17 protein-coding genes are annotated in these 20,271 nt (G+C 43.8%); 12 read left to right on the top strand and 5 right to left on the bottom strand.

What is annotated here, in order from left to right:
- Nucleotides 1-98: 98 nt before the first annotated feature.
- On the bottom strand, nucleotides 99-650 hold the full coding sequence (locus HYY55_00795) for a tyrosine-protein phosphatase (protein ID QQG46370.1): 552 nt from the start codon (nucleotides 648-650) through the stop codon (nucleotides 99-101).
- Nucleotides 651-726: 76 nt separating this feature from the next.
- Here HYY55_00795 and murA point away from each other — a divergent pair, with 76 nt between their 5' ends.
- From murA to HYY55_00755, 8 genes are all read left to right on the top strand, one after another.
- A complete protein-coding gene (murA, locus tag HYY55_00790; protein QQG46369.1) occupies nucleotides 727-2,034 on the top strand; it encodes a UDP-N-acetylglucosamine 1-carboxyvinyltransferase in 1,308 nt (435 codons plus the stop codon).
- A gap of 3 nt (nucleotides 2,035-2,037) precedes the next feature.
- On the top strand, nucleotides 2,038-3,051 hold the full coding sequence (locus HYY55_00785) for a rod shape-determining protein (protein QQG46368.1): 1,014 nt from the start codon (nucleotides 2,038-2,040) through the stop codon (nucleotides 3,049-3,051).
- A 142-nt stretch (nucleotides 3,052-3,193) separates the two neighbouring features.
- Entirely contained in the window at nucleotides 3,194-3,814 is a 621-nt protein-coding gene (locus HYY55_00780) for a hypothetical protein (GenBank protein QQG46367.1), read from the top strand.
- Between the two features lie 59 nt (nucleotides 3,815-3,873).
- A complete protein-coding gene (gene frr / locus HYY55_00775) occupies nucleotides 3,874-4,422 on the top strand; it encodes a ribosome recycling factor (GenBank protein QQG46366.1) in 549 nt (182 codons plus the stop codon).
- A gap of 180 nt (nucleotides 4,423-4,602) precedes the next feature.
- Entirely contained in the window at nucleotides 4,603-4,905 is a 303-nt protein-coding gene (locus tag HYY55_00770; protein ID QQG46636.1) for a KH domain-containing protein, read from the top strand.
- A gap of 67 nt (nucleotides 4,906-4,972) precedes the next feature.
- Nucleotides 4,973-5,650: a tRNA (guanosine(37)-N1)-methyltransferase TrmD gene (gene trmD / locus HYY55_00765; GenBank protein QQG46365.1), complete on the top strand. Its 678-nt coding sequence runs from the start codon at nucleotides 4,973-4,975 to the stop codon at nucleotides 5,648-5,650.
- Nucleotides 5,651-5,672: 22 nt separating this feature from the next.
- Complete coding sequence (locus HYY55_00760) at nucleotides 5,673-6,950, top strand: glycoside hydrolase family 1 protein (GenBank protein ID QQG46364.1); 1,278 nt, start codon at nucleotides 5,673-5,675, stop codon at nucleotides 6,948-6,950.
- 242 nt (nucleotides 6,951-7,192) lie between these two features.
- On the top strand, nucleotides 7,193-12,211 hold the full coding sequence (locus HYY55_00755) for a DUF5011 domain-containing protein (GenBank protein QQG46363.1): 5,019 nt from the start codon (nucleotides 7,193-7,195) through the stop codon (nucleotides 12,209-12,211).
- A gap of 133 nt (nucleotides 12,212-12,344) precedes the next feature.
- Here HYY55_00755 and HYY55_00750 read toward each other — a convergent pair whose 3' ends face one another.
- On the bottom strand, nucleotides 12,345-12,812 hold the full coding sequence (locus tag HYY55_00750) for a four helix bundle protein (protein ID QQG46362.1): 468 nt from the start codon (nucleotides 12,810-12,812) through the stop codon (nucleotides 12,345-12,347).
- 89 nt (nucleotides 12,813-12,901) lie between these two features.
- Nucleotides 12,902-14,278 carry a cysteine--tRNA ligase gene (locus HYY55_00745; protein ID QQG46361.1) on the bottom strand — a complete coding sequence of 459 codons (1,377 nt, stop codon included), beginning with the start codon at nucleotides 14,276-14,278 and terminating at the stop codon, nucleotides 12,902-12,904.
- Nucleotides 14,279-14,338: 60 nt separating this feature from the next.
- On the opposite strand from HYY55_00745, the gene HYY55_00740 reads away from it, so the two are divergent.
- Genes HYY55_00740 through HYY55_00730 form a run of 3 tightly spaced genes read left to right on the top strand, consistent with a single transcriptional unit; the run spans nucleotide 14,339 to nucleotide 17,704 of the window.
- Nucleotides 14,339-15,565: a S41 family peptidase gene (locus HYY55_00740; GenBank protein QQG46360.1), complete on the top strand. Its 1,227-nt coding sequence runs from the start codon at nucleotides 14,339-14,341 to the stop codon at nucleotides 15,563-15,565.
- A gap of 32 nt (nucleotides 15,566-15,597) precedes the next feature.
- Nucleotides 15,598-16,080 carry a 50S ribosomal protein L9 gene (gene rplI / locus HYY55_00735; protein QQG46359.1) on the top strand — a complete coding sequence of 161 codons (483 nt, stop codon included), beginning with the start codon at nucleotides 15,598-15,600 and terminating at the stop codon, nucleotides 16,078-16,080.
- Nucleotide 16,081: 1 nt separating this feature from the next.
- Nucleotides 16,082-17,704: a CTP synthase gene (locus tag HYY55_00730; GenBank protein QQG46358.1), complete on the top strand. Its 1,623-nt coding sequence runs from the start codon at nucleotides 16,082-16,084 to the stop codon at nucleotides 17,702-17,704.
- On the opposite strand, the gene rpmA is transcribed toward HYY55_00730, so the two are convergent.
- Entirely contained in the window at nucleotides 17,701-17,973 is a 273-nt protein-coding gene (rpmA, locus tag HYY55_00725) for a 50S ribosomal protein L27 (GenBank protein QQG46357.1), read from the bottom strand. The genes HYY55_00730 and rpmA overlap by 4 nt on opposite strands.
- 44 nt (nucleotides 17,974-18,017) lie before the next feature.
- Here rpmA and HYY55_00720 point away from each other — a divergent pair, with 44 nt between their 5' ends.
- The gene (locus HYY55_00720; protein ID QQG46356.1) at nucleotides 18,018-18,341 is read left to right on the top strand and encodes a hypothetical protein; all 324 of its coding nucleotides are present in this window, start codon (nucleotides 18,018-18,020) and stop codon (nucleotides 18,339-18,341) included.
- Between the two features lie 4 nt (nucleotides 18,342-18,345).
- On the opposite strand, the gene priA is transcribed toward HYY55_00720, so the two are convergent.
- Nucleotides 18,346-20,256, bottom strand: coding sequence for a primosomal protein N' (priA, locus tag HYY55_00715; protein ID QQG46355.1), 1,911 nt, complete (start codon nucleotides 20,254-20,256; stop codon nucleotides 18,346-18,348).
- Nucleotides 20,257-20,271 lie beyond the last annotated feature (15 nt).

The raw sequence follows: 20,271 nt of genomic DNA, 5'->3' as shown, positions 1-20,271 counted from the left end.
CCCTGTTCTTGTTGAGTTGAATTATACTACCGGAACACTGGCTAAAAGTATAATATAGAAGTATGTTAATTGTCAAGTTTTTGCTTTCCACGGCATTTTCAATATTTCAGCCGATTTAACAAGAGATACTGCTTTTTCAGATATTGCTGAAATCGCGGAAGCATTTTCGGGTCGTGCCAGTAAAAAAGCATTTCTTCCATGGCATTTTCAAGGGGCCAATTTTGTTCCCGGATGCGAAAAAGCGCTACCAGTAAACCCGTCCTGTCAGCTCCAACAAGGCAATGAACCAGAATCGGATGATTTTTGGGGTCAGCCAAAACTTTATAAGCCCTTTCAACCATATTGAAATCCATATTCTCAACTCGCAGGCGAAACTCAAATAAGGAAATTTTGCCGGATTTCGCCACCTCGCGTTCAAATGCGTTTTCGCCGCGATGGCCGCGCAGGTTAAGGATTGTTTTGATTTTCTTTTCCTGAATAACACGCTCAAGAAAAATCTTTGAAGGTTGGGCCGAACGGTAAACGGCGCCCTTTTTCACCACGCCGAAATTATACGCGGAGTTGTTTTTGGTAGATGCCTGTGCTGCGCCGCAATAAATTAAAGCCGTTGACAAAATCAGTAAAAAGACGCTGATAGCGGTTTTTTTCAAGATCGGCGCCCTCCAGGATATCCAATTAAATACTAATATTTAAGCCGTTAAATATCAATTTTAGCGTATAGATAAAATGCCGCGCGCGCTTTATAATATGGATGTGGCTAAATTTATAATCAACGGCGGCAAGGCCTTGAAAGGAGAGGTTGAGGTTTCGGGAGTTAAAAACGGCGCCCTTAAGGTTTTTGCCGCCTCTTTTCTTTTTGATGGCCAGGTGCGGGTTAAAAATGTTCCGCAAATTGAGGATATTTTCAGAATGAAAGAATTATTGGCTTCAATCGGAGTCAGGGTAGCAAATTACGGCAAAGGAGCTTTTTCTATAGAAGCGCCGGAAAACGCCAAAACAGATTTAGACGAAAATATTACCAAAAGTTTAAGGGCTTCGGTGGTGCTTTTGGGGCCGATGCTCGCCCGTTACGGCAAGGTTTCCATGCCCCACCCCGGAGGATGTGTTATAGGCAAGAGGCCGATAAATTTTTTCGTGGAAGGCCTGAAAGCGATGGGCGCGAAAACGCGCGAAGAAGGCGGACATTATTTTTTTGAAGCCAAAAAACTTAAATCAGCCGATTTTGCTTATCGCACGCCGAGCGTTACCGCGACAGAAACATTGATGATGGCGTCGGTTTTGGCGGACGGCAAAGTAATTTTACGAAATTGCGCCGAGGAGCCGGAAATAGAAAGCCTGGCTGATTTTTTAAATAATTCCGGCGCGAAAATAAAAGGCGCCGGCACTCATACCATTATTATAGAAGGGCTTGGGCAAAAGGGGAGATTGATTGCCCGCGACCCATTTGAAGTTATTCCTGACAGAATTGAGGCCGGGGGTTTTCTTATTCTCGGAGCTCTTTTGTCGAGTTCCCGCGCCGGCGGATTAAAAATTAAAAATTGTAAGCCCCTGCATCTTTTGAGTTTAATAGCCCATCTTGAGGCGGCAGGCGTAAAAATAAAAAGAGGTCCCGACTGGGTTTCTGTTTCAAGGCCCAAAAAATTATCGGCGCTTGATGTCAAAACAAGCGAGTACCCGGGTTTTGCCACGGATTTGCAAGCGCCTTTTACCGTCCTCTTAACTCAAGCCGAAGGGAAAAGCCAAGTCTTTGAAACTATTTTTGACGGCCGTCTGGAATATGTGAGCGAACTTGTCAGAATGGGCGCCAATATAACTTTGTGTGATCCTCACCGGGTCATTATTTTGGGCCCGACCCCTCTTTCAGGACGGGAAATGGAAAGTCCGGATCTAAGGGCAGGGCTCGCTTTTGTTATCGCCGGCCTCATTGCGAAAGGACAGACTATAGTTCACAATGTTTATAATATCGATAGAGGCTATGAGGCCATAGAGCAAAAACTGGTTTCAATCGGCGCGGATATAAAGCGAATTAATTGAATTATGTCTTTATTCATCAAAAAATTAGGCATTGATCTTGGAACGGCGAACACTTTGGTTTTCGTGCCGGGAAGGGGAATAGTGCTCAACGAACCTTCCGTGGTCGCGGTTTCGGTGCCGGAAAATAAAGTATTGGCCGTAGGCAACGAGGCCAGAGAAATGATAGGCAAAACGCCGGACAGCATAATGGCTTATCGCCCGATGAAAGACGGCGTTATTGCCGATTATCGCGTGACCGAAGCAATGCTCCGTTACTATATAGGTAAGTCGCTTGGCCAGTGGAATCTTTTTAAACCGGATGTTTTGGTTTCGGCGCCTGCCGGCGTAACTTCGGCGGAGAGAAGGTCGGTGGTTGAGGCCGCGTTAAAAGCCGGCGCCAAGCAGGCCTATGTAATGAAAGAACCGATTCTTGCCGCGATTGGCGCGGGAATTCCGATACAGGAGCCGACAGGGCATATGATAGTGGACATAGGCGGCGGGACGACTGATGTCGCGGTAATATCGCTTGGCGGCATTGTTGCTTCAACTTCTGTTAAAGTCGCCGGAAACAAAATAGACAAAGCCATAGCGGATTACGTGAAAAAGGCTTTTAATTTGGCGATTGGAGACAGAACCGCGGAAGAAATAAAAATAGCTATAGGGTCGGCCATCACGCTGGACGAAGAAGATTCTTATCTGATTAAGGGCCGCGATTTTCTTACCGGTCTTCCGCGAAGTACGGAAATTTCAACCAATGAAGCGGCTAAGGCCATTGAAAACGAGCTTCGCGAAATAACCAAAGCCATAAAATCGGTTTTGCACGAAACTCCGCCTGAACTGTCCTCGGATATAATAGACCAGGGGATTATAATGACCGGCGGAACATCGCTTTTGCGTAATATCACCGAACTCGTCTATAGGGCCACGGGCGTTAAAGCTTATGTCGCCGAAGACGCGCTTTTCTGCGTGGCTAAAGGGACCGGCATCGCTTTGGACCACCTCGGAATTTATAAAAAGAGTTTGCTTGGAAAAAGATAACCCAGTACGGCTAAATCGAATGCTAAATTTAGTTTCTTGGGTGGTATAATTATGTATTATTACGAGTTAAATTTTAAGCGAAAGAATCGGATGTTGGCTTGCGAATTTAGCAAGAAACTTTCGATTTAGCCGTACTGGGATAATGCACAAGGTTCTTGAGAATCACATAAAACGCGGCCTTTTGGCAAACGGATACCTTTTAATCGGGAAAATTAACGTTTCGGAATTGACGGATTCTCTTAAAAAGCGCGGCGAAGTTTTTTTGTTTGACGGCGTAATCGGGATTGAAGAAGCCAGACAGCTTAAAGAAAAATCTTTGCAAAGCGTAGGCGAATCCGAACGCTCGTTTTTCATTTTGAACGCGGCAAAAATAAGCCGTTATGTTCCCCAGGCCGTTCTTAAAACTATTGAGGACGCCCTGCCCGGCCGGCATTTTTTATTGTTGACCGAACATTCAGATACGCTGCCTCAGACTTTGCGTTCAAGGTTGGTTGAAATTACTCTTGATGAAGGCGCCGAAAAGTCCGACACAATATCAGAATTCGTAAAAGCCGACTATATTTCCCGCTCAAAAATGATAATGACAATGGCCGAAGACCCGGAAAAATTCAGCGTTTTTTTGGACGGTCTGGAACGCCGGGCAATGGATGAAAATAGACACGAATTCATTTTAAAAATACGTCAAGCCAGAGAATCCTCCGCGGTTTTTAATATCGGCCGAAAAATGTGTCTTGAATATCTAACTCATTTATTAATTTATTAAAATAATTTTATTAGGACAATTAGAATAATCAGGTTAATTAGAAATTAATAATTTTTAATATGTACGATTTATCAAAATTTGAAAACGAGGCCAAAAAAACCGGAGAATGGCTTTCTGGAGAGCTCGGGGTTATACGGACCGGTCGCGCGAGCCCCGCGCTGGTTAAGGATATAACAGTTGATTGCTACGGAAGCAAAATGAGTTTGGATGGTCTGGCTTCAATCAGCGTGCAGGATGCCAGAACTTTAGTAATACGGCCCTGGGATAAAAATTCATTGGAGCCGATAGAAAAGGCCATACGTTCATCCAACTCGGGCCTTCAGCCCGTAGCGGATAAAGATGTCATAAGAGTAATTTTGCCCGCTTTAACGGGCGAAAACAGGCAGATTCTTTTAAAATTAGCCGGAGAGAAATTGGAGGAATCCAGAATAGTTTTGAGGCGTGAACGCGACGAAGTTTGGAAAGACATTCAGGCAAAAGAACGCCTTGGCGAAATTTCAGAAGACGAGAAATTCCGTCTCAAAGACGAGCTTCAGAAAAAGATGGATAAATTTAACGCTGAATTTGAAGGAATGGTTGAACGCAAAAGGCGCGAAATACAGGAATAAGTGTCTTGTCTCGTTGTTATCGTTACACTTGACTTATTCGCGCAGTTTGCTATAATGGGTCCAATAAAGGTAGCGTAGGCCGGCGGGTCAATGTCCTTACGGCTGAACGGTCGAGCCCCTGGATTCGGGGCATGGCTACTGAATACGATTACCATTAATCCTTACGACAGAAACAGCAATATGGCTGAAAAATACATAGATCAAGAGTTTTTGGAGTTCGTGATCAAAAGCCTTGTTGACACTCCGAAATCGGTTGAAGTCGACCGCAAGGTTGATGAAATGGGCGTTTTACTGACGCTCAAGCTTGACCCGGCTGATATGGGAAAGATAATCGGCCGCGGAGGCAATACCGCCAAGGCGATCCGCACGCTTTTGCGCGTGGTTGGATTGAAAAACCGTTCCCGCGTCAATTTGAAGATTGAGGAACCGGAAGGAGGCCGCGGTCCCAGAGTTTCAAGCGAAGTAGACGATTTGAAACTTTAAATCACTGCGAGTCCGACAAAAACCGTGCTATCATAGATAGTGCGGTTTTTGTTTTAACTTTTAAACCATGAACTTCAATATTATAACTATTTTTCCCGAGGCCTTTGAATCCTATTTTAATTCCTCCATTTTAAAACGCGCGCAAAAGCGCGGTTTGATTAAAATTAACTTTTTCAATCCGCGGAATTTTGTGAAAGATAAATACCTTACGGTAGACGATAAGCCGTATGGCGGAGGCGCGGGAATGGTGATGAAGGCGGAGCCGATTTTAAAAGCATACGGAAATATAAAAAAGAAAGGTGTTAAAAAAGTAGTTTTACTTTCCGCCAAAGGCAGGCAGTTCAATCAAAAAATCGCGCGCGATTGGGCAAAAAATTATAAACAGTTAATTTTTATCAGCGCGAGATACGAAGGCATAGATGAAAGAGTAAAAATCGCTTTGAAGGCCGAAGAGATTTCCATAGGGCCGTATGTTTTGACCGACGGCGATGTAGCGACTATGGTTTTAGTTTCGGCCGTAACGCGCCTTCTGCCCGGCGCGATAAAATGGGAGTCATTGAAAGAAGAATCACATTTTAATCTTTTGGTTAAAAAAGAGGTGGTAGGCGGCAAGGGGCTGGAATATCCCCACTATACTCGTCCGGAGATTTTGAAATACAAGGGGAAAAAGTATGCAGTTCCGGCAGTTTTGCTTTCCGGAAACCATAAAAAGATACAAGAATGGAGGCGAAAAAATCAAAATTAACCTAATTTCTAATTAAAAATTTATGAACGGTTTTCCTGAACATTTTTATTGGGGTTCTTCTACTTCCGCGCATCAGGTTGAGGGGGGTAACATTAACGATTGGTCAGACTGGGAGAAAGAAAACGCGGCGCGTCTTGCCAAAGAGGCGCTAAATAAAAATTATCCCGATTATATATTAAATGACTATCCCGGCCCCTTGAGGCGCGAAAATTATATTTCGGGCAGGACCTGTGATCATTATAATCGCTATGAAGAGGATTTTGACATCGCCAAATCGCTCGGCCACAACGCCCATCGTTTTTCAATAGAGTGGTCGCGGATTGAACCGGAGGAAGGGAAATTTAACGAAAAAGAAATTGAACATTACCGCGAGGTCATTAACGCTTTGAAAACACGCGGGATTGAGCCCTTTGTAACGCTTTGGCACTGGACATTGCCCATCTGGTTTTCTAAACTAGGCGGCTGGACGAAAAAAGGCAATATAAAATTTTTTGAGAGATATGCCGCAAAAATTGTCAGCGCTTTTGAGAGCGATGTTAAATTTTGGACAACCGTAAATGAGCCGGAGACATTCGCTCGCCACGGTTATCTTACCGGCCGTTTGTTTGGCGGGCGTCCACCAGCCGAAAAGAATATTTTTAAGGCATATCGTGTGCTTAAAAATATTTTTAGAGGGCACCAACGCGCATATAAAATTATCAAAAAGATTAATAAACATTGTCAGGTGGGTTTTACGGAAAGCTTAGTTTATTTTGAGTCGTATGATTATTGGCCGTATAATTTATTACTGACGGGATTGCTCAAGTGGTGGAGAAACAATCCTTTTTTGGATAGGTTTGTGGAAAGCGCCGATTTTATAGGTCTGCAATATTATTATCATTCGCGTATCCGTTTTAACATTTGGAAATCAAAGTGGGGGATTCAATTTAATGAAGATAAGGAAGTAAGTGATTTGGGTTGGGAAATATATCCGGAAGGGATTTATAAAGTTTTGAAGAATTTGGCGAAATACGAGAAGCCGATTTTCATTACTGAAAACGGGTTGGCGGACGCTAAAGACAAAAAAAGAGCCGATTTTATAAAAGAACATCTGAAATGGGTAAACAAAGCAGTGAAAGAGGGCGCCGATGTTCGGGGCTATTTTTACTGGTCGCTTTTGGATAATTTTGAGTGGGACAAGGGTTATTGGCCCAGATTCGGCCTGGTGGAAGTTAATTACAAGACAATGGAGCGGAAAATACGCAAAAGCGCTTTAGAATATAGAAATATTATTTTGAAAGATCAAAACCTTAATAAATAGCGAATGTTTATCAGAGTTTATAAATGTTGATGATTCCGCAAGATGGCGGAATTTTTAGTTTAATATTCAATACTCAACAATCAATATTCAATCAACATTCAACGATTAAACATTTAATTGAATAATTGAACGCGGGATATTGATCGGATGTTGATTATTGAATGTTGAATGTTTTTAGTTATCCACATTTGTTATTTCTTATTTGGCAAAATAAGAAATAAAATTGAATTAAACACTCTTTTATGGCCAGGCATCAAATTCCAAAAATTTGGAGAAACGATAAAGAATTTTTGTCGCTGACTTACGCGGCCTCTTTTGCCGGCTATCATAAAGAACGGCTGCGCCAATTAATCAAAGAAAATAAATTGTCGGCTGAAAGAATAAACGGCGTTTGGTTTATTGAAAAGTCCGTTTTGCAAAATTTTATTACGGAAAATACCGGGATCAAACGAATTTCGGAATTACCCAAACTTGATAGCGATACTCAAAAAAGTAATTCCAAATCAATATACAAATTTTTTTCGGCATGGTCTAAAAAAAGTGATCCTTGGGACACGCTGCTTTTAGGCGATGATTATTCCAAAACTTCATCCTTTAAAAAACTGTCGGATTTCTTAAAACCGATAATTCAAAACGCTTTTTTGTGGAAATCCTCTGCTTTAATTTTACTGGTCATTCTAGCGGGCTTTTTTATTTTGAGAAATCCGGACGCGGCTTTGGCGAAATACCATGAATTCAAAAACGCAATGGTATCAGCTGTTTCGGATATAGTTCCAAACGCGGAAAAGCTGGTTTTTTTGAGTTTAAATAGTTTAAAAGCCAAAGGCGCTGATATTCAAAAGGATATTTTACATATTATAGACCAAGGCGCGCTGGTTTTGGATAATTCTTTTGAGAAGACGGCATCGGTCATGGAGGCCCCGAATCTTAAACGCCAAATTCAAAATAAATTGGGAATTCTAAACTCCAAATTTAATAATTTGACTTCCGCGGTTTCGGATTTTGATTTTCAAGGTTTCAAGGTTTCAAAGTTTAAGATTTTTTCAAAGTTTCAGTTTCCAGAACTTAGTGTTTCAAAGTTTAAGACTTTTTCAGAATTAAAAGTTCCAGAACTCAATATTTCAAAATCTAAAATTCTTTCAAAATTGGAAGTTCCGGAATTCAAGGCCCCAAACTTTAAAATTTCAGAGTTTAAAATTCCGAAGGTTAAATTGCCGAATTTCAATTTTGCCAAAGCTTCAAACGATGTTCATCAATTTTTGGGACAGGTGTCCGCGGCGTCTAAAGACGCCGTGTTTGGAATGTATCAAAGTATTCTGGAATCACGGTCCCTGGAGTGGGGTAAAAAAGCCGGCTCCTACGCGATAGACGGCATTGAATCAATTCCTTTGAAGATCGGCAAATATGCCGGCTCTTTAACCAGCAGGGGCGTTGATAAGGCGCTTGAAAAAACAAAAGAGACGCTCGTCGGTATATATGATAAAACTTTTGAAGTTTTGACTCGTTTGCCGGAGCCGCCGGAAAAGGATGAAACTGTAATGGGAGAAAGGGGTGAAAAGGGGGGCGAAGAAAAAAACGCGTTAAAGGCGGAGCAAGCTGAAGAAATTTTAACTTTGCGCTCGCAGGGTTTGGAGCCGTCCGTGTCCGTAGGTTCATCTAAGGCGCCCGCTATTATAGAAAGAGTGGTTGAAAGAACGGTGGTGCAAACGGCGTCAGCCAGCGGCACTCTTACCAAAGAACAGCTGGATCTGGCGCTTTCAGGAGTTAACGCCAGAATACTTGCCGAGGTTTCAGAGTTAAAAAGTTTAATCGCTAAAAGAGCCAATGACAATTTTGCCGCTATCGCTCTTACAAATAGAATTGACAGACTCTCGGGAGTTACGCTTTCCAATGTTACCGTCGATAATATTTCTTCTCTTGATGATGATGATATTCCCAATGACATAACAATATCCACCTCAAAATCTTTCTCGGGAACTTCGGCAAATTTTTCTTCGAATGTGACGATAACCGGTTCGCTATCCGCATCTACTTTATCAATCCCGAACGCTTCGTCGTCTCTTTCGTCTATTTTTAAAACATTATACATAGGCGGAGTAGCGACAACGACTTTTTCAACCACGGCTTCAAGTTTTGACATTACTGCCAACGCGACTACGACTCTCGGCACAACGGGCTTGAATATCGGTTCTGACCAATTTGTGATTCAGCAAAATAGCGGCAGAGTGGGAATTTCAACATCTTCGCCCAGCGTTACTCTTCATCTTGAGGAAGCTGACGGCACTAATTCCGGTTTAGCAATTGGAGGAGATGGCGTAACCAGCAGCGCGCGTTTATGGATTGGGGATTCAACCAATCTATGGCGAATACAAACATCCAGCGGCAATTTGCTTTATACCTCCGGCGCCGTTTTCGGAACAAATAACGGAACGGAGAGATTCAGATTACAATCATCCGGCAATTTCGGTATCGCTTCATCAACCCCCTGGGGACTTCTCTCCGTCAACCCCGATGCTCTTGGCGCTAGCGTTCCATCATTCGTAGTCGGCTCTTCAAGCGCGACAAGTTTCATTATTGATACCGGCGGCAAAGTAGGAATCGGGACAACTTCTCCCTACGCCAAATTGTCGGTTGAAGGCCAAACAGTTTCTTCATATTTCACCGCAACCTCAACGGCGTTTGCTTCAACTTTACCTTACGCTTCAACTACGGCAATAACAGCGACAACCGCTTCAACAACTAATCAAGTCATCTCGTCTTTGATTTCCGGCAGGATTCCATACGCTTCAACCGCCGGACTTCTGATTGATAACTCCGCGCTTACTTTTGACGGAACGCGACTAACAGCGACTTACGCCTCCACCACAGCAATTTCGGGAACAAACATTGATTTTGGAACACTTACTTTAACCAACGCTCTCGGCATCGCTTCGGGAGGCACGAACGCTTCTTCCTTCACCACATCAGGCAACGCTGTTTATTATGATGGCACTTCGCTTCTGACCGCGCCTTTGGCTTCGGCAATCACAATCCCTTATGCTTCCACAACCGCGTTAACTATTTCAGGAACCGCTTCAACAACTAATTTACTGGCATCTTCTTTAACTTCGGGTCGTGTTCCTTACATCACAACCGCAGGACTTTTTACTGATGATTCTGACCTGACTTTCAATGGCTCAATACTGACCGCGACTTACGCCTCTTCAACCGCCCTAACGGTATCAGGAACCGCGTCAACCACAAATCAAGTCTTCTCGGCAATGACTTCCGGCTCTGTTTTGTTCGCGGGAACGGGCGGACTTTTATCGCAAGACAATTCAAACCTTTTTTGGGATGATACGAATAACAGATTAGGTATCGCTTCCACTACCCCTTGGGGATTACTTTCGCTCAACCCCAATGCCCTCGGCGCGGGAATCCCTTCATTTGTAATCGCCTCGTCCTCCAACGCCGCGTATTTCATTATTGATAACGGAGGGCAGGTGGGGGTAGGCACCTCAAGCCCCTATGCAAAGTTCTCGCTCTCTGGTACCACCGACGGAACGGAGGATATCTTTGCGATAGCGACTTCTTCTACTGCTGCGGCGAACACCACCACACTGCGAGTCAACAGCACAGGCCAACTTCAGTTTGTCAATCAGTCCGGCGATGTAAGCAGGCCTCTTATTTCGCAGATTGGCGCTCCCAATAACGGATTGGTATTTGTGGATGGAGACATTCAAGTCGTAAAAAACAGCGACCCGTATTTCCAATTTGACCAGTCCGGTCTTATCACTGAAGTCCCTTGGAGATTTGCGAGCGCGATCGGTTCCGGGCCCGACATCCTTCTTGCGCGAGACGCCGCAGGGCTTCTTTCCCAGCGAAGCGGCACGACCGCCCAGGAACTCCGCATCTACAATACCGACAGCACGGCAGACGAATTTGTCTCGCTCGGTTTTCAGAACAATTCAAATGTGTTCACTATTCAAACAGAGCAGGTTGGGGGAGCGACAGTGAGAAATATAGATTTTGAAGGCGGCAACGTCGGCATCGGGACGACAACCCCCGCCAACACTTTATCCGTTAACGGGCTTTTGTACGTGGGAGGCGCGGGAACCTCAACTATTGAAGATAATCTTGATGTTTTAGACACGCTTCACGCCAAGACCTCTTACACCGGCGACCTTATTTTTGCTAACGGCTTTAGATTTACCGAGGCCGATTTAACCAGCGTCAACCAGGCCCTTTACTTGAATAGTCAATTTGGCAGTACCACTATTGCCGTCCTGGATAACGGCAATGTCGGCATCGGCACCACAACTCCGGCCTACAAGCTTCATGTGATAGGGGATGTGGCCGCGACTTCTTTTGTGAATATTTCAACCCGTTCAATGAAAAAAGACATAAATTATGTAGGTTTGGAGGAACAAAATGGCATTCTAAACACAATAAAAGGAATGAGAGTGGCTAAATACCGATATGAATTTGAAGACAATGACGCGCCTTTGCGAATCGGGCTGATTGCCGAGGAATCGCCTCAAGAAGTGCTTTCGGCTTCGGGCGGAGGAGTGGACATTTACAAACTTTCCACTTTTATTTTATCGGCAGTGCAGGCGATGCAGATTGATTTGGAGGAATTGACGGCAAGGGTGACGAGTTTGGAGGCAGGAAGTTCCGCCTTCGCCGGCGGCGTGTCAATTCAAACGGTTTTGGATTACCTGGCTTCGCTCGGAGCGACGATTACCAACGGCCTTGCCAAGTTCAAAGATGTTATTGTTTCCAGTTTAACTATTGGTTCCAGTGATAAACCAACGGGTATTACTTTGTATGACGAAGTTACGGGCGAGCCATATTGTCTGTCAATCGCAAGCGGAATTACAAAGACAATTGCGGGTGTTTGTTTGGGCTTGACGACCCCTCCGCCAAGTGGCGGAGAAACCGACACGACTACCGTTACAACTGATACGACGCCCCCAACGATAACTGTCATCGGCAATAATTCGGCCGAAATTGAAATCGGCTCCACCTACGGCGACCTTGGCGTAACCATTACGGATAATGTTGATTCAAACTTGGGCTACACCGCTTCGCTTGACGGAGGGCCCGAACTTTCGCAGGGCGACGGTCTCGCGATTGATACTTCGGTCGCAGGAACACACACGATAACTTATAAAGCCGTTGATAACGCCGGTAATATCGCGACAGCCGAGAGGGTTGTGAATGTCCTTGACCCTAACGCGACAACGACAACCGGAACGGCTTCAACGACGCCAAGCAACTAAAAGTTAAAAAGTTACAAGGTTACAAAGTTACAGGGTTTAAAGGTTACAAAGTTAAAAAGTTAAAAGGTTACATAGTTACAAGGTTAAAAGGTTACATAGTTACAAGGTTTAAAAGTCTTTGCGAGGTTAAAAATTATTTAAAATCGGGGTAGATTTTCCGCATCTCTTTTATAAATTCTTCTTTTTTCTTTTGCGCTTCCATCATTTCTTTTGTAGCAAATCTCTGCCCTTTAAACTTTGAAACCTTTAAACTTTCTATAAAGTTAAAAATTGTTCCGGCTATGCGCTTTGCCATATTTAAGCCTTTATTCAACGCTTCTTCGCTGATATAGCCGAGGTCTTTTGCGACATATAATTGATTACGAACCTCGCCTGCAGAACCTTTGGCGATATAAAGAAAATGAATGAAGTCGGGCGTTGTTCCGCGCTCAAAACCCTCCGAAATGTTGGACATTACCGAAACCGACGCGCGCTGGATTTGGTTGGACAAACCATAGTCGCGTTTAAACTCGGGTTTAGAAGTTAAATTGTAAATAAAATTAGTGAGCTCCCGCGCTTGCTGCCAGCAGGCGAGGTCTTCGAAACGCTTTACGGAAGACATAATACGAAAAGGTTAGCATGGCAGGCCTTAAAAATGCAAGGTTTAAAGGTTACAAAGTTAAAAGGTTACAAGGTTTCAAGGTTACAGGGTTACAAAGTTGAAAAGTTAAAGGGTTTAATTATTGGGCCTTTGGGGGTGTCGTCAAGCGACCAGCCGAGTTTTTGGATTTCGGCGCGGATTTGATCGGCTTTTTTCCAATCTTTTACTTTACGCGCTTTTTCACGATCTTGAGCAAGTTTTTTAACTTCGGCCGGAATGTTCAAAGGTTTCAAGACCTCAAGGTTTAATCCCAAAATCCGGTCGGCCCACAAAATATCCGCAAGCGACAACTCGTTAAAATTTTTCCAAAAAACCGCAAGGGCTTTGGGTGTATCCAAATCGTTTAATATGAGTTTTTTGAACGCGTCCCTAAATTTCAAATTGTTTTTAATTCTTGTAGATTGTCCTATTTCCAAAATTTTGTTTTTTATTCTTTCAAGCGCATTTTTAGCGGCTTTAAGAGAATTCCAGGTAAAATTCAATTTTGAACGATAATGGCTGGCTAAAACAAGATAGCGAAAGGCAAGCGGGTCAAAGCCGCGTTTTTCCAGATCGCGCAGAGTATAAATATTTCCAAGAGATTTCGACATTTTTCCGCCGTCAACCAAAAGATGCTCGCCTTCAACAAAAAATCTGACAAACGGTTTTCCGGTTGCCCCCTCGGATTGGGCAATTTCGTTTTCGTGATGCGGAAACAAAAGGTCAACGGCGCCGGCATGAATGTCAAAAGTTGTACCTAAATATTTCGCGCTCATCGCGGAACACTCAATATGCCAGCCGGGTCTTCCTTTTATCAACTTGGGTGGCGAATTTCCGAGTCGGAATTTTACGGGCCAGAAAGGTTCGCCCGCTTTGGCTGTCTTCCATAAAACAAAGTCTTCAATTTCATCTTTGGAATACTCATCGGCGTCAATTCTTGAGCGACGCGATTGTTTCAAGGTTTTAAGGTTTAGGGGTTTAATACGGCTTAAGCGGCCGTAATTCTTAAATTTTGAAATATCAAAATAAATTGAGCCGTCGGATTCGTAAGCGAGGCCCCTTTTCAGAAGTTTATTTATTAAACCGGTCATTTCTTTGACGTGCCCGGTGGCTTTGGGATAAATATCAGCCGGTTTAATATTCAAAAGTTTTAAATCTTCAAAAAAAGCGCGCTCGTAAGGTTGAACAAATTCAAAAATGGTTTTTCGGGCTTTGTTGGCCTCCCGAATAATTTTATCGTCAACATCCGTGATATTCATCGCCAATTTTACTTTAAAACCGTCCAGCTCCATCGCGCGGCGCATAATATCTTCAAAAATATAAGTGCGCAGATTGCCTATGTGGGCAAAATTGTAGACAGTGGGGCCGCAGGCGTAAATACGCGCGATTTTACCTTTAGCGGGCTTAAAAATTTCTGTTTTGCGGGTTAAAAAATTGAAAAGTTTCATTGTTTAATTGCGGTTGATACGGGGACAATAGTAGTATAAGATAAATATAAATTATTCGCCATGAATCTGTCTTTATCCAAAAAAATCGTTTTGTTTTTCGCGGGATTAATCGTCGTTGCCGCTTCGTTTGGTTTTGGCGCGTTTGTCGGCTATGAAAATCGGCCGGAGGTTGAGAGGGTACTCGCCGTTTTAGGCAAAAATCCCGAAATAGCTCCGGGGCCGGAGATTGATTTTTCTCCTTTCTGGAGAGCGTGGCGGACTATTGAAGAAAAATATGTTTCCTCGGACGGCGTTGACCGTCAAAAAATGATCTGGGGTTCCATTGAGGGATTAGCCGCGTCTTTGGAAGATCCTTACACCGTATTTTTTCCGCCGGTTGAAAATAAATCTTTTGAAGATGAAATCCGCGGAGATTTTGAAGGCGTTGGAATGGAAATCGGAATGAGAAAGGGAGTTTTAACCGTTATTGCGCCGTTGAAAAACACTCCGGCGTATAAAGCCGGAATAAAATCGGGAGACAAAATAATTAAAATCGGTGACGAATCAACAGCCGAACTGACTTTAAACGAAGCGGTGCAAAAAATCCGCGGCCCGAAAGGTTCTGTCATAAAATTAACCGTACTTAGAAACGGCGAAGATTCAACCAAAGAGATTGAAATATGGCGCGACACAATCCAAATTCCGCTTATTGACACCGAAAAAAGACCGGACGGAATTTTCATAATCCGGCTTTACAGCTTTTCAGAGCGTTCTCCCGAGGCTTTTCGCCAAGCTCTTCGCGAAATGGCTGATTCGGGAAGTTCAAAACTTATTCTTGATTTACGCAATAATCCCGGGGGATATCTTGAAGCGTCAGTGGACATTGCCAGCTGGTTTTTGCCCGCGGGCAAAACCGTGGTCATAGAAAATTTTGGGCGCGAAGGCGAGAAAATACATCGTTCAAGAGGATATAACATTTTTAACGGCGAACCTATAGCGGTTTTGGTGAACGGGGGCTCTGCTTCGGCGTCTGAAATTTTAGCCGGCGCTTTGCGGGATAACGGCGTAGCTAAAATAGTGGGAACAAAAACTTTCGGCAAGGGCTCGGTGCAGGAATTGGTGCCGGTAACGGCTGAAACGTCCTTAAAAGTTACCATTGCCCGCTGGCTTACGCCAAAAGGGGATTCAATTTCCGAAAACGGGCTTGAGCCGGATTTCACGATAGAACCTGCCAAAGAAGAAAACGAATCAGTTGACCCGCAGCTGGATAAAGCGATTGAAATACTAATGTCCAAAAGTATTGATTAGAATAATTAGAACAATTAGAATAATTAGAAATTATGAAGGTTTTATTATTACAGGATGTGGCGCAACTGGGACAAAAAGGCGACATTAAAGAAGTTAAAGACGGTTATGGCCGGAACTTTCTTCTGGCGCGGGGGCTCGCGAAATTGCTGACACCCGACGTTTTGCAGGAAGCCGAAGCGTTAAGAAAACAGCGCGAATCAGCCCATATCTTGGAGGCCTCGGCTTTTGAAACAGCCCTTAAAAATCTCAAGGATAAAAATATAGTCATTGAGGCCAAAGCGAATGAGCAAGGCGGGCTTTTTAGAGCCGTGAGCGCGAAACAAATTTTGGCTTCATTGAAAAAATCGGGAATTGAAAAAATCAAAGAGGAGGATTTATTGATAAAAGAACCGATTAAAAAAATCGGGATTCATGAAATTGAAGCAAAAAGAGGGGAAATTTCGGGAAAAATTAAAATCGCAGTGAAGACAAAAGAAGATAAAACAGAAAAAATGAAAAAAGAGGATAAAAATTAAAATGGCCAGATTCATTTTTATTGCCGGAGGCGTGATGTCGGGAATCGGCAAGGGCGTTTCCACCGCGGCCATCGCGACGATTCTTAAAAACTGCGGATATCGCGTAAGCTGTATAAAAATAGACCCGTATCTTAACGTGGACGCGGGCACTATGAATCCGGTGGAACACGGAGAGGTTTTTGTAACCGATGACGGTTTGGAATGCGACCAGGACATCGGCAACTATGAAAGATTTCTTGATGAAAATATGTACCGCCATAATTATATGACTTCGGGGCAGGTTTATCAGGAAGTCATCAACCGCGAGCGGGCCCTGGGTTACGGCGGGCGATGCGTTGAAACCGTTCCGCATATTCCCGAAGAAGTTATCGGCCGGATTGAACTGGCGGCCCAAAAAAGCAAAGCCGACTTTATGATGGTGGAAATCGGAGGAACGATAGGCGAGTATCAGAATCTTATATTTTTTGAAGCCAGCCGCATGATGCGCCTTCGCCATCCCGATAAAGTTATTTTTATCGTCGTTAGTTACCTGCCCGTGCCGCATATGATAGGCGAGATGAAAACCAAACCAACCCAGCACGCGGTTCGCGCCCTGAACTCCGCGGGGATACAACCCGATATGATAATCGCCCGTTCGGTTGTGCCTTTGGACCAGCCCAGAAAACGCAAAATCGCGGCTTTTTGCAATATAAAAGATGAGGACATCATTTCGGCGCCGGACGTAAAAAGCATTTACGAAATTCCTTTAAATTTTGAAAAGGGCAAACTAAGCGAACGAATTCTTGCTAAATTTGGCCTGCCCAAAAAAAAGCGTTTGCTTGCCGATTGGTCAAAATTGAGCCGAAAAATAAAACAAACCCGAAAAGAAATTAAAATCGGCATTGTCGGCAAATATTTTTCAACCGGACGATTTACGCTCACCGATTCGTATATTTCAGTAATTGAAGCGATCAAACACGCATCCTGGCATAATAATCTAAAACCCGTAATCCACTGGCTGGATGCCGAAGAATACGAACGAAATCCTAAAAAATTATCGGAGCTTGATAAAATGTCGGGATTAATCGTGCCGGGAGGGTTTGGTAACCGCGGAGTTGAAGGCAAAATAAAAACTATAGGCGTTGCCCGGCGCAAAAAAATACCGTTTCTCGGACTTTGCTACGGAATGCAGCTCGCGACCATTGAATTCGCGAGATCCCGCGCTAAATTGCGCCACGCTTCATCTACCGAGATAGATCCAAAAACTCCCTGCCCGATTATTTCGACTTTGGCGGAGCAGGAAAAAAATCTGAACGACGCCAAATTCGGGGCAACCATGCGGCTCGGCGCGTATCCCTGTGAAATCAGGCCGGAAACGATAAGCGCGCGGGCTTACGGAGAAAAAAATATAGTGGAGCGTCACCGGCATCGCTATGAATTTAATAATGATTTTCGCGAAAAACTTGAAAGTCTGGGACTGGTCGTGGCCGGCGTCAACCCTCAAAGAAATCTGGTGGAAATCATAGAAATTAAAGACCATCCGTTTTTTGTCGGAGTCCAATTTCATCCGGAATTAAAATCAAGGCCTTTCGGACCCCACCCTCTTTTCAACGAATTTATAAAAGCGGCGCGAAAACGAGGTTAAATCACGCTGACGACTTTTTTAACTTTAATTTTTCCGTTGAAGCCGGTTTTTCTTTTGTTCTCAAATTTAACTCGGCCGTCGTCTAACGCGAAAAGGGTGTGGTCTTTTCCGATGCCGACATTTTTTCCGGCAAGATATCGTAGACCGCGCTGGCGTATAATTACATTACCCCTTAAGGCTGACTCGCCGTCGCTTAACTTCACTCCCAGATATTTGGGCTTGGAATCTCTTAGATTCTTAGCCGATCCTTGCGCTTTGGTATGTGCCATAATAAAATAAACCCTAAATCCTAAATCAAATATACGATTATAATATGTTATCCGAGGATAAAGAAAAAGTCAATGTGGCCGTAAGTTTCCTTTTAATTGCTTTAATCGGCTTCGGGCTGGGAAGGCTGTCTTATACCCTGCAAAAAGAAGAATCAATAACCGTTGAGGAGCGGACGACTTCCAACAAGCCGGTTGCCATTTCCGATATCGCCCAAGAAGCGGCAGTTTTTATGGCGTCAAAGAACGGTTTGGCTTACTATTTGCCGTCTTGCGCGGGCGCTAAAAGGATTAAAGAAGAAAATAAAATATGGTTTTCTTCGCGCGAGGAAGCCGAAAGCCTTGGCTACAAACCGGCGGTTAATTGTTAAAACTTTAAAGAAGACTTGGCGGGTCAATCTGAATAGCCCATGACGGCGGCAGGTTTTTAAGGATTTCCGCTATTTTCGGATGCTTTTCGGGCCAGCTGCCCCTTTCAAGTTTTAAAAGCATGTGCCAGCGAAAACGCCCTCGGATACGCATGACAAAAGCGGGGAAATCAACACATTCAAAATTCTGATTTTTTACTGTTTCGCCGGTTCTGATTTTTTTTGCCAGGGCCGAAATATTCGCGATAAGTTTTTGGCGGTTTTGGTCTTGATAAGTTATTTTGAGCAAATCCACTGCCGGCGGATAGCGAAGTTTGCGGCGTTCTTCCAATTCGTCGTTTTGAAAACCGAATATGTTTCCTGAAACGACGTAACTAAAAACGGGGTGATTCGGCAAGCGCGTCTGGATAGTGAATGTTTTTTGCGCGAGCGAGCGCAGACGAATAAGAAAACTCATTATTCGCTCATGCATCCGGTAATCCGGCAATGAAAATAATCCGTCCATTGCCGCAATAATAATATGAGGCAGGGGATTCCGAAAATAATTTAAAAATATTTCGGTTGCGACCATTATGCTTCCCGGGCTGTCCAGAAATTCTTGTTTTATGCTTAACGCTTCTTTTCTTGATTTAACCGCATCCCGGTCAAACCTGAATAGTTTGACTTTAGGATACAACCTTTTAAGCTCCTCACCCAATTTTTCCACGCCCACGCCGTAACTTGCCAGTTTCCAGCTGGAACAATTCGGACAGCGCTCCATCACTTCCTCTTTCTTTAAACAATAATGGCAAAAAAAACGTTTTCTTATTTGTTCTTGGCCGTGCAAAACTAAAGGACTTGAACAATTCGGGCAGACAACGGTTTGCCCGCAATCCTGGCACAAAGTCGTCGGGCTGAAGCCGCGCCTGTGGCCGATTAAAATAACTGATTCCTGTTTGGCTATGACTCGGGATAAAAGATCAGTAATTTCCGGACTGAAAATTTTAAACCCTTCGGCCGAAGGCTTTCCGACGTCAATTATTTTACTTTCAGCCGAAGAAAGCAAACGTCCCGGATATTCATGGCTATGCGTGCCGGAATCAAGACGCAAAATGATATCACCGAAAACAAGATGCAACCCCATTTTTTTGGCCATCAGCTCAGCCGCTTTACGCAGATCAAAAAACGGCCGGCGCAAAGAATGATAATAATGCTCGTTTGATTCCTCTTCCACCACCAACACTCCGGTATCTTGGCGCAAAACGGGGAGAATCAGGGCAGTGCCCACCAGCACTATCGGTTGGGCAGATTGAGAAATATTTTTCCAGCCGGCGCTGATTTCTTTACTAGACATATCAGAATGCAAAATGAAAGAGCGTTCCTCAAGGCCTGTTTTAAGGTCGGCGAAGGCGTCTTGGGCTGAGCTCACCGTAGGCAAAAGAATGGCCGCCGAACAGCCGCGGCTTAAACTCTCGCGAATTATGCCGCGATAATATTTTATCCTCTCGGTTCTTTCGGCTTGATAAATCGATGCTTTGAAATTTGAGGATAACGGTTTTTCCGGCAAAAACACGGTATTTTTACCGAATTTATCAAGCACATTTTTATTCAAAAGCGGTTTAGGCAGAAAAAAACAAAGGATTGAAGAACTGGGGGCGATAAAATAGTCGGACAGCTCTTTAAGAATTTTAGCAAAATCGCAATTCACCATTTTATCGACCATAATCCTGTTTATTTTTTTAAGGGCGAACGGCCCGCTTTTTACGGCTGCTTTTTTAGATTCAAGTTTATCTCCTGAAATAACCAGAGCCGGTATATTTTTGCCGCGCAAATTAATTTCAACCACGTCCCCGATTTCGGGCTTTTTTATGCTAAAGTAGGTTAAAGGTCCGCCTTTCAAAAAAGACCGGCTTATGGGTGTGACTTCTAAAATCCACATAAATAAAGTATAACC

This window comes from Candidatus Niyogibacteria bacterium (assembly GCA_016432485.1).
Lineage (GTDB): Bacteria > Patescibacteriota > Minisyncoccia > HO2-45-28 > HO2-45-28 > HO2-45-28.
This window is presented reverse-complemented; position numbering and strand designations above follow the sequence as displayed.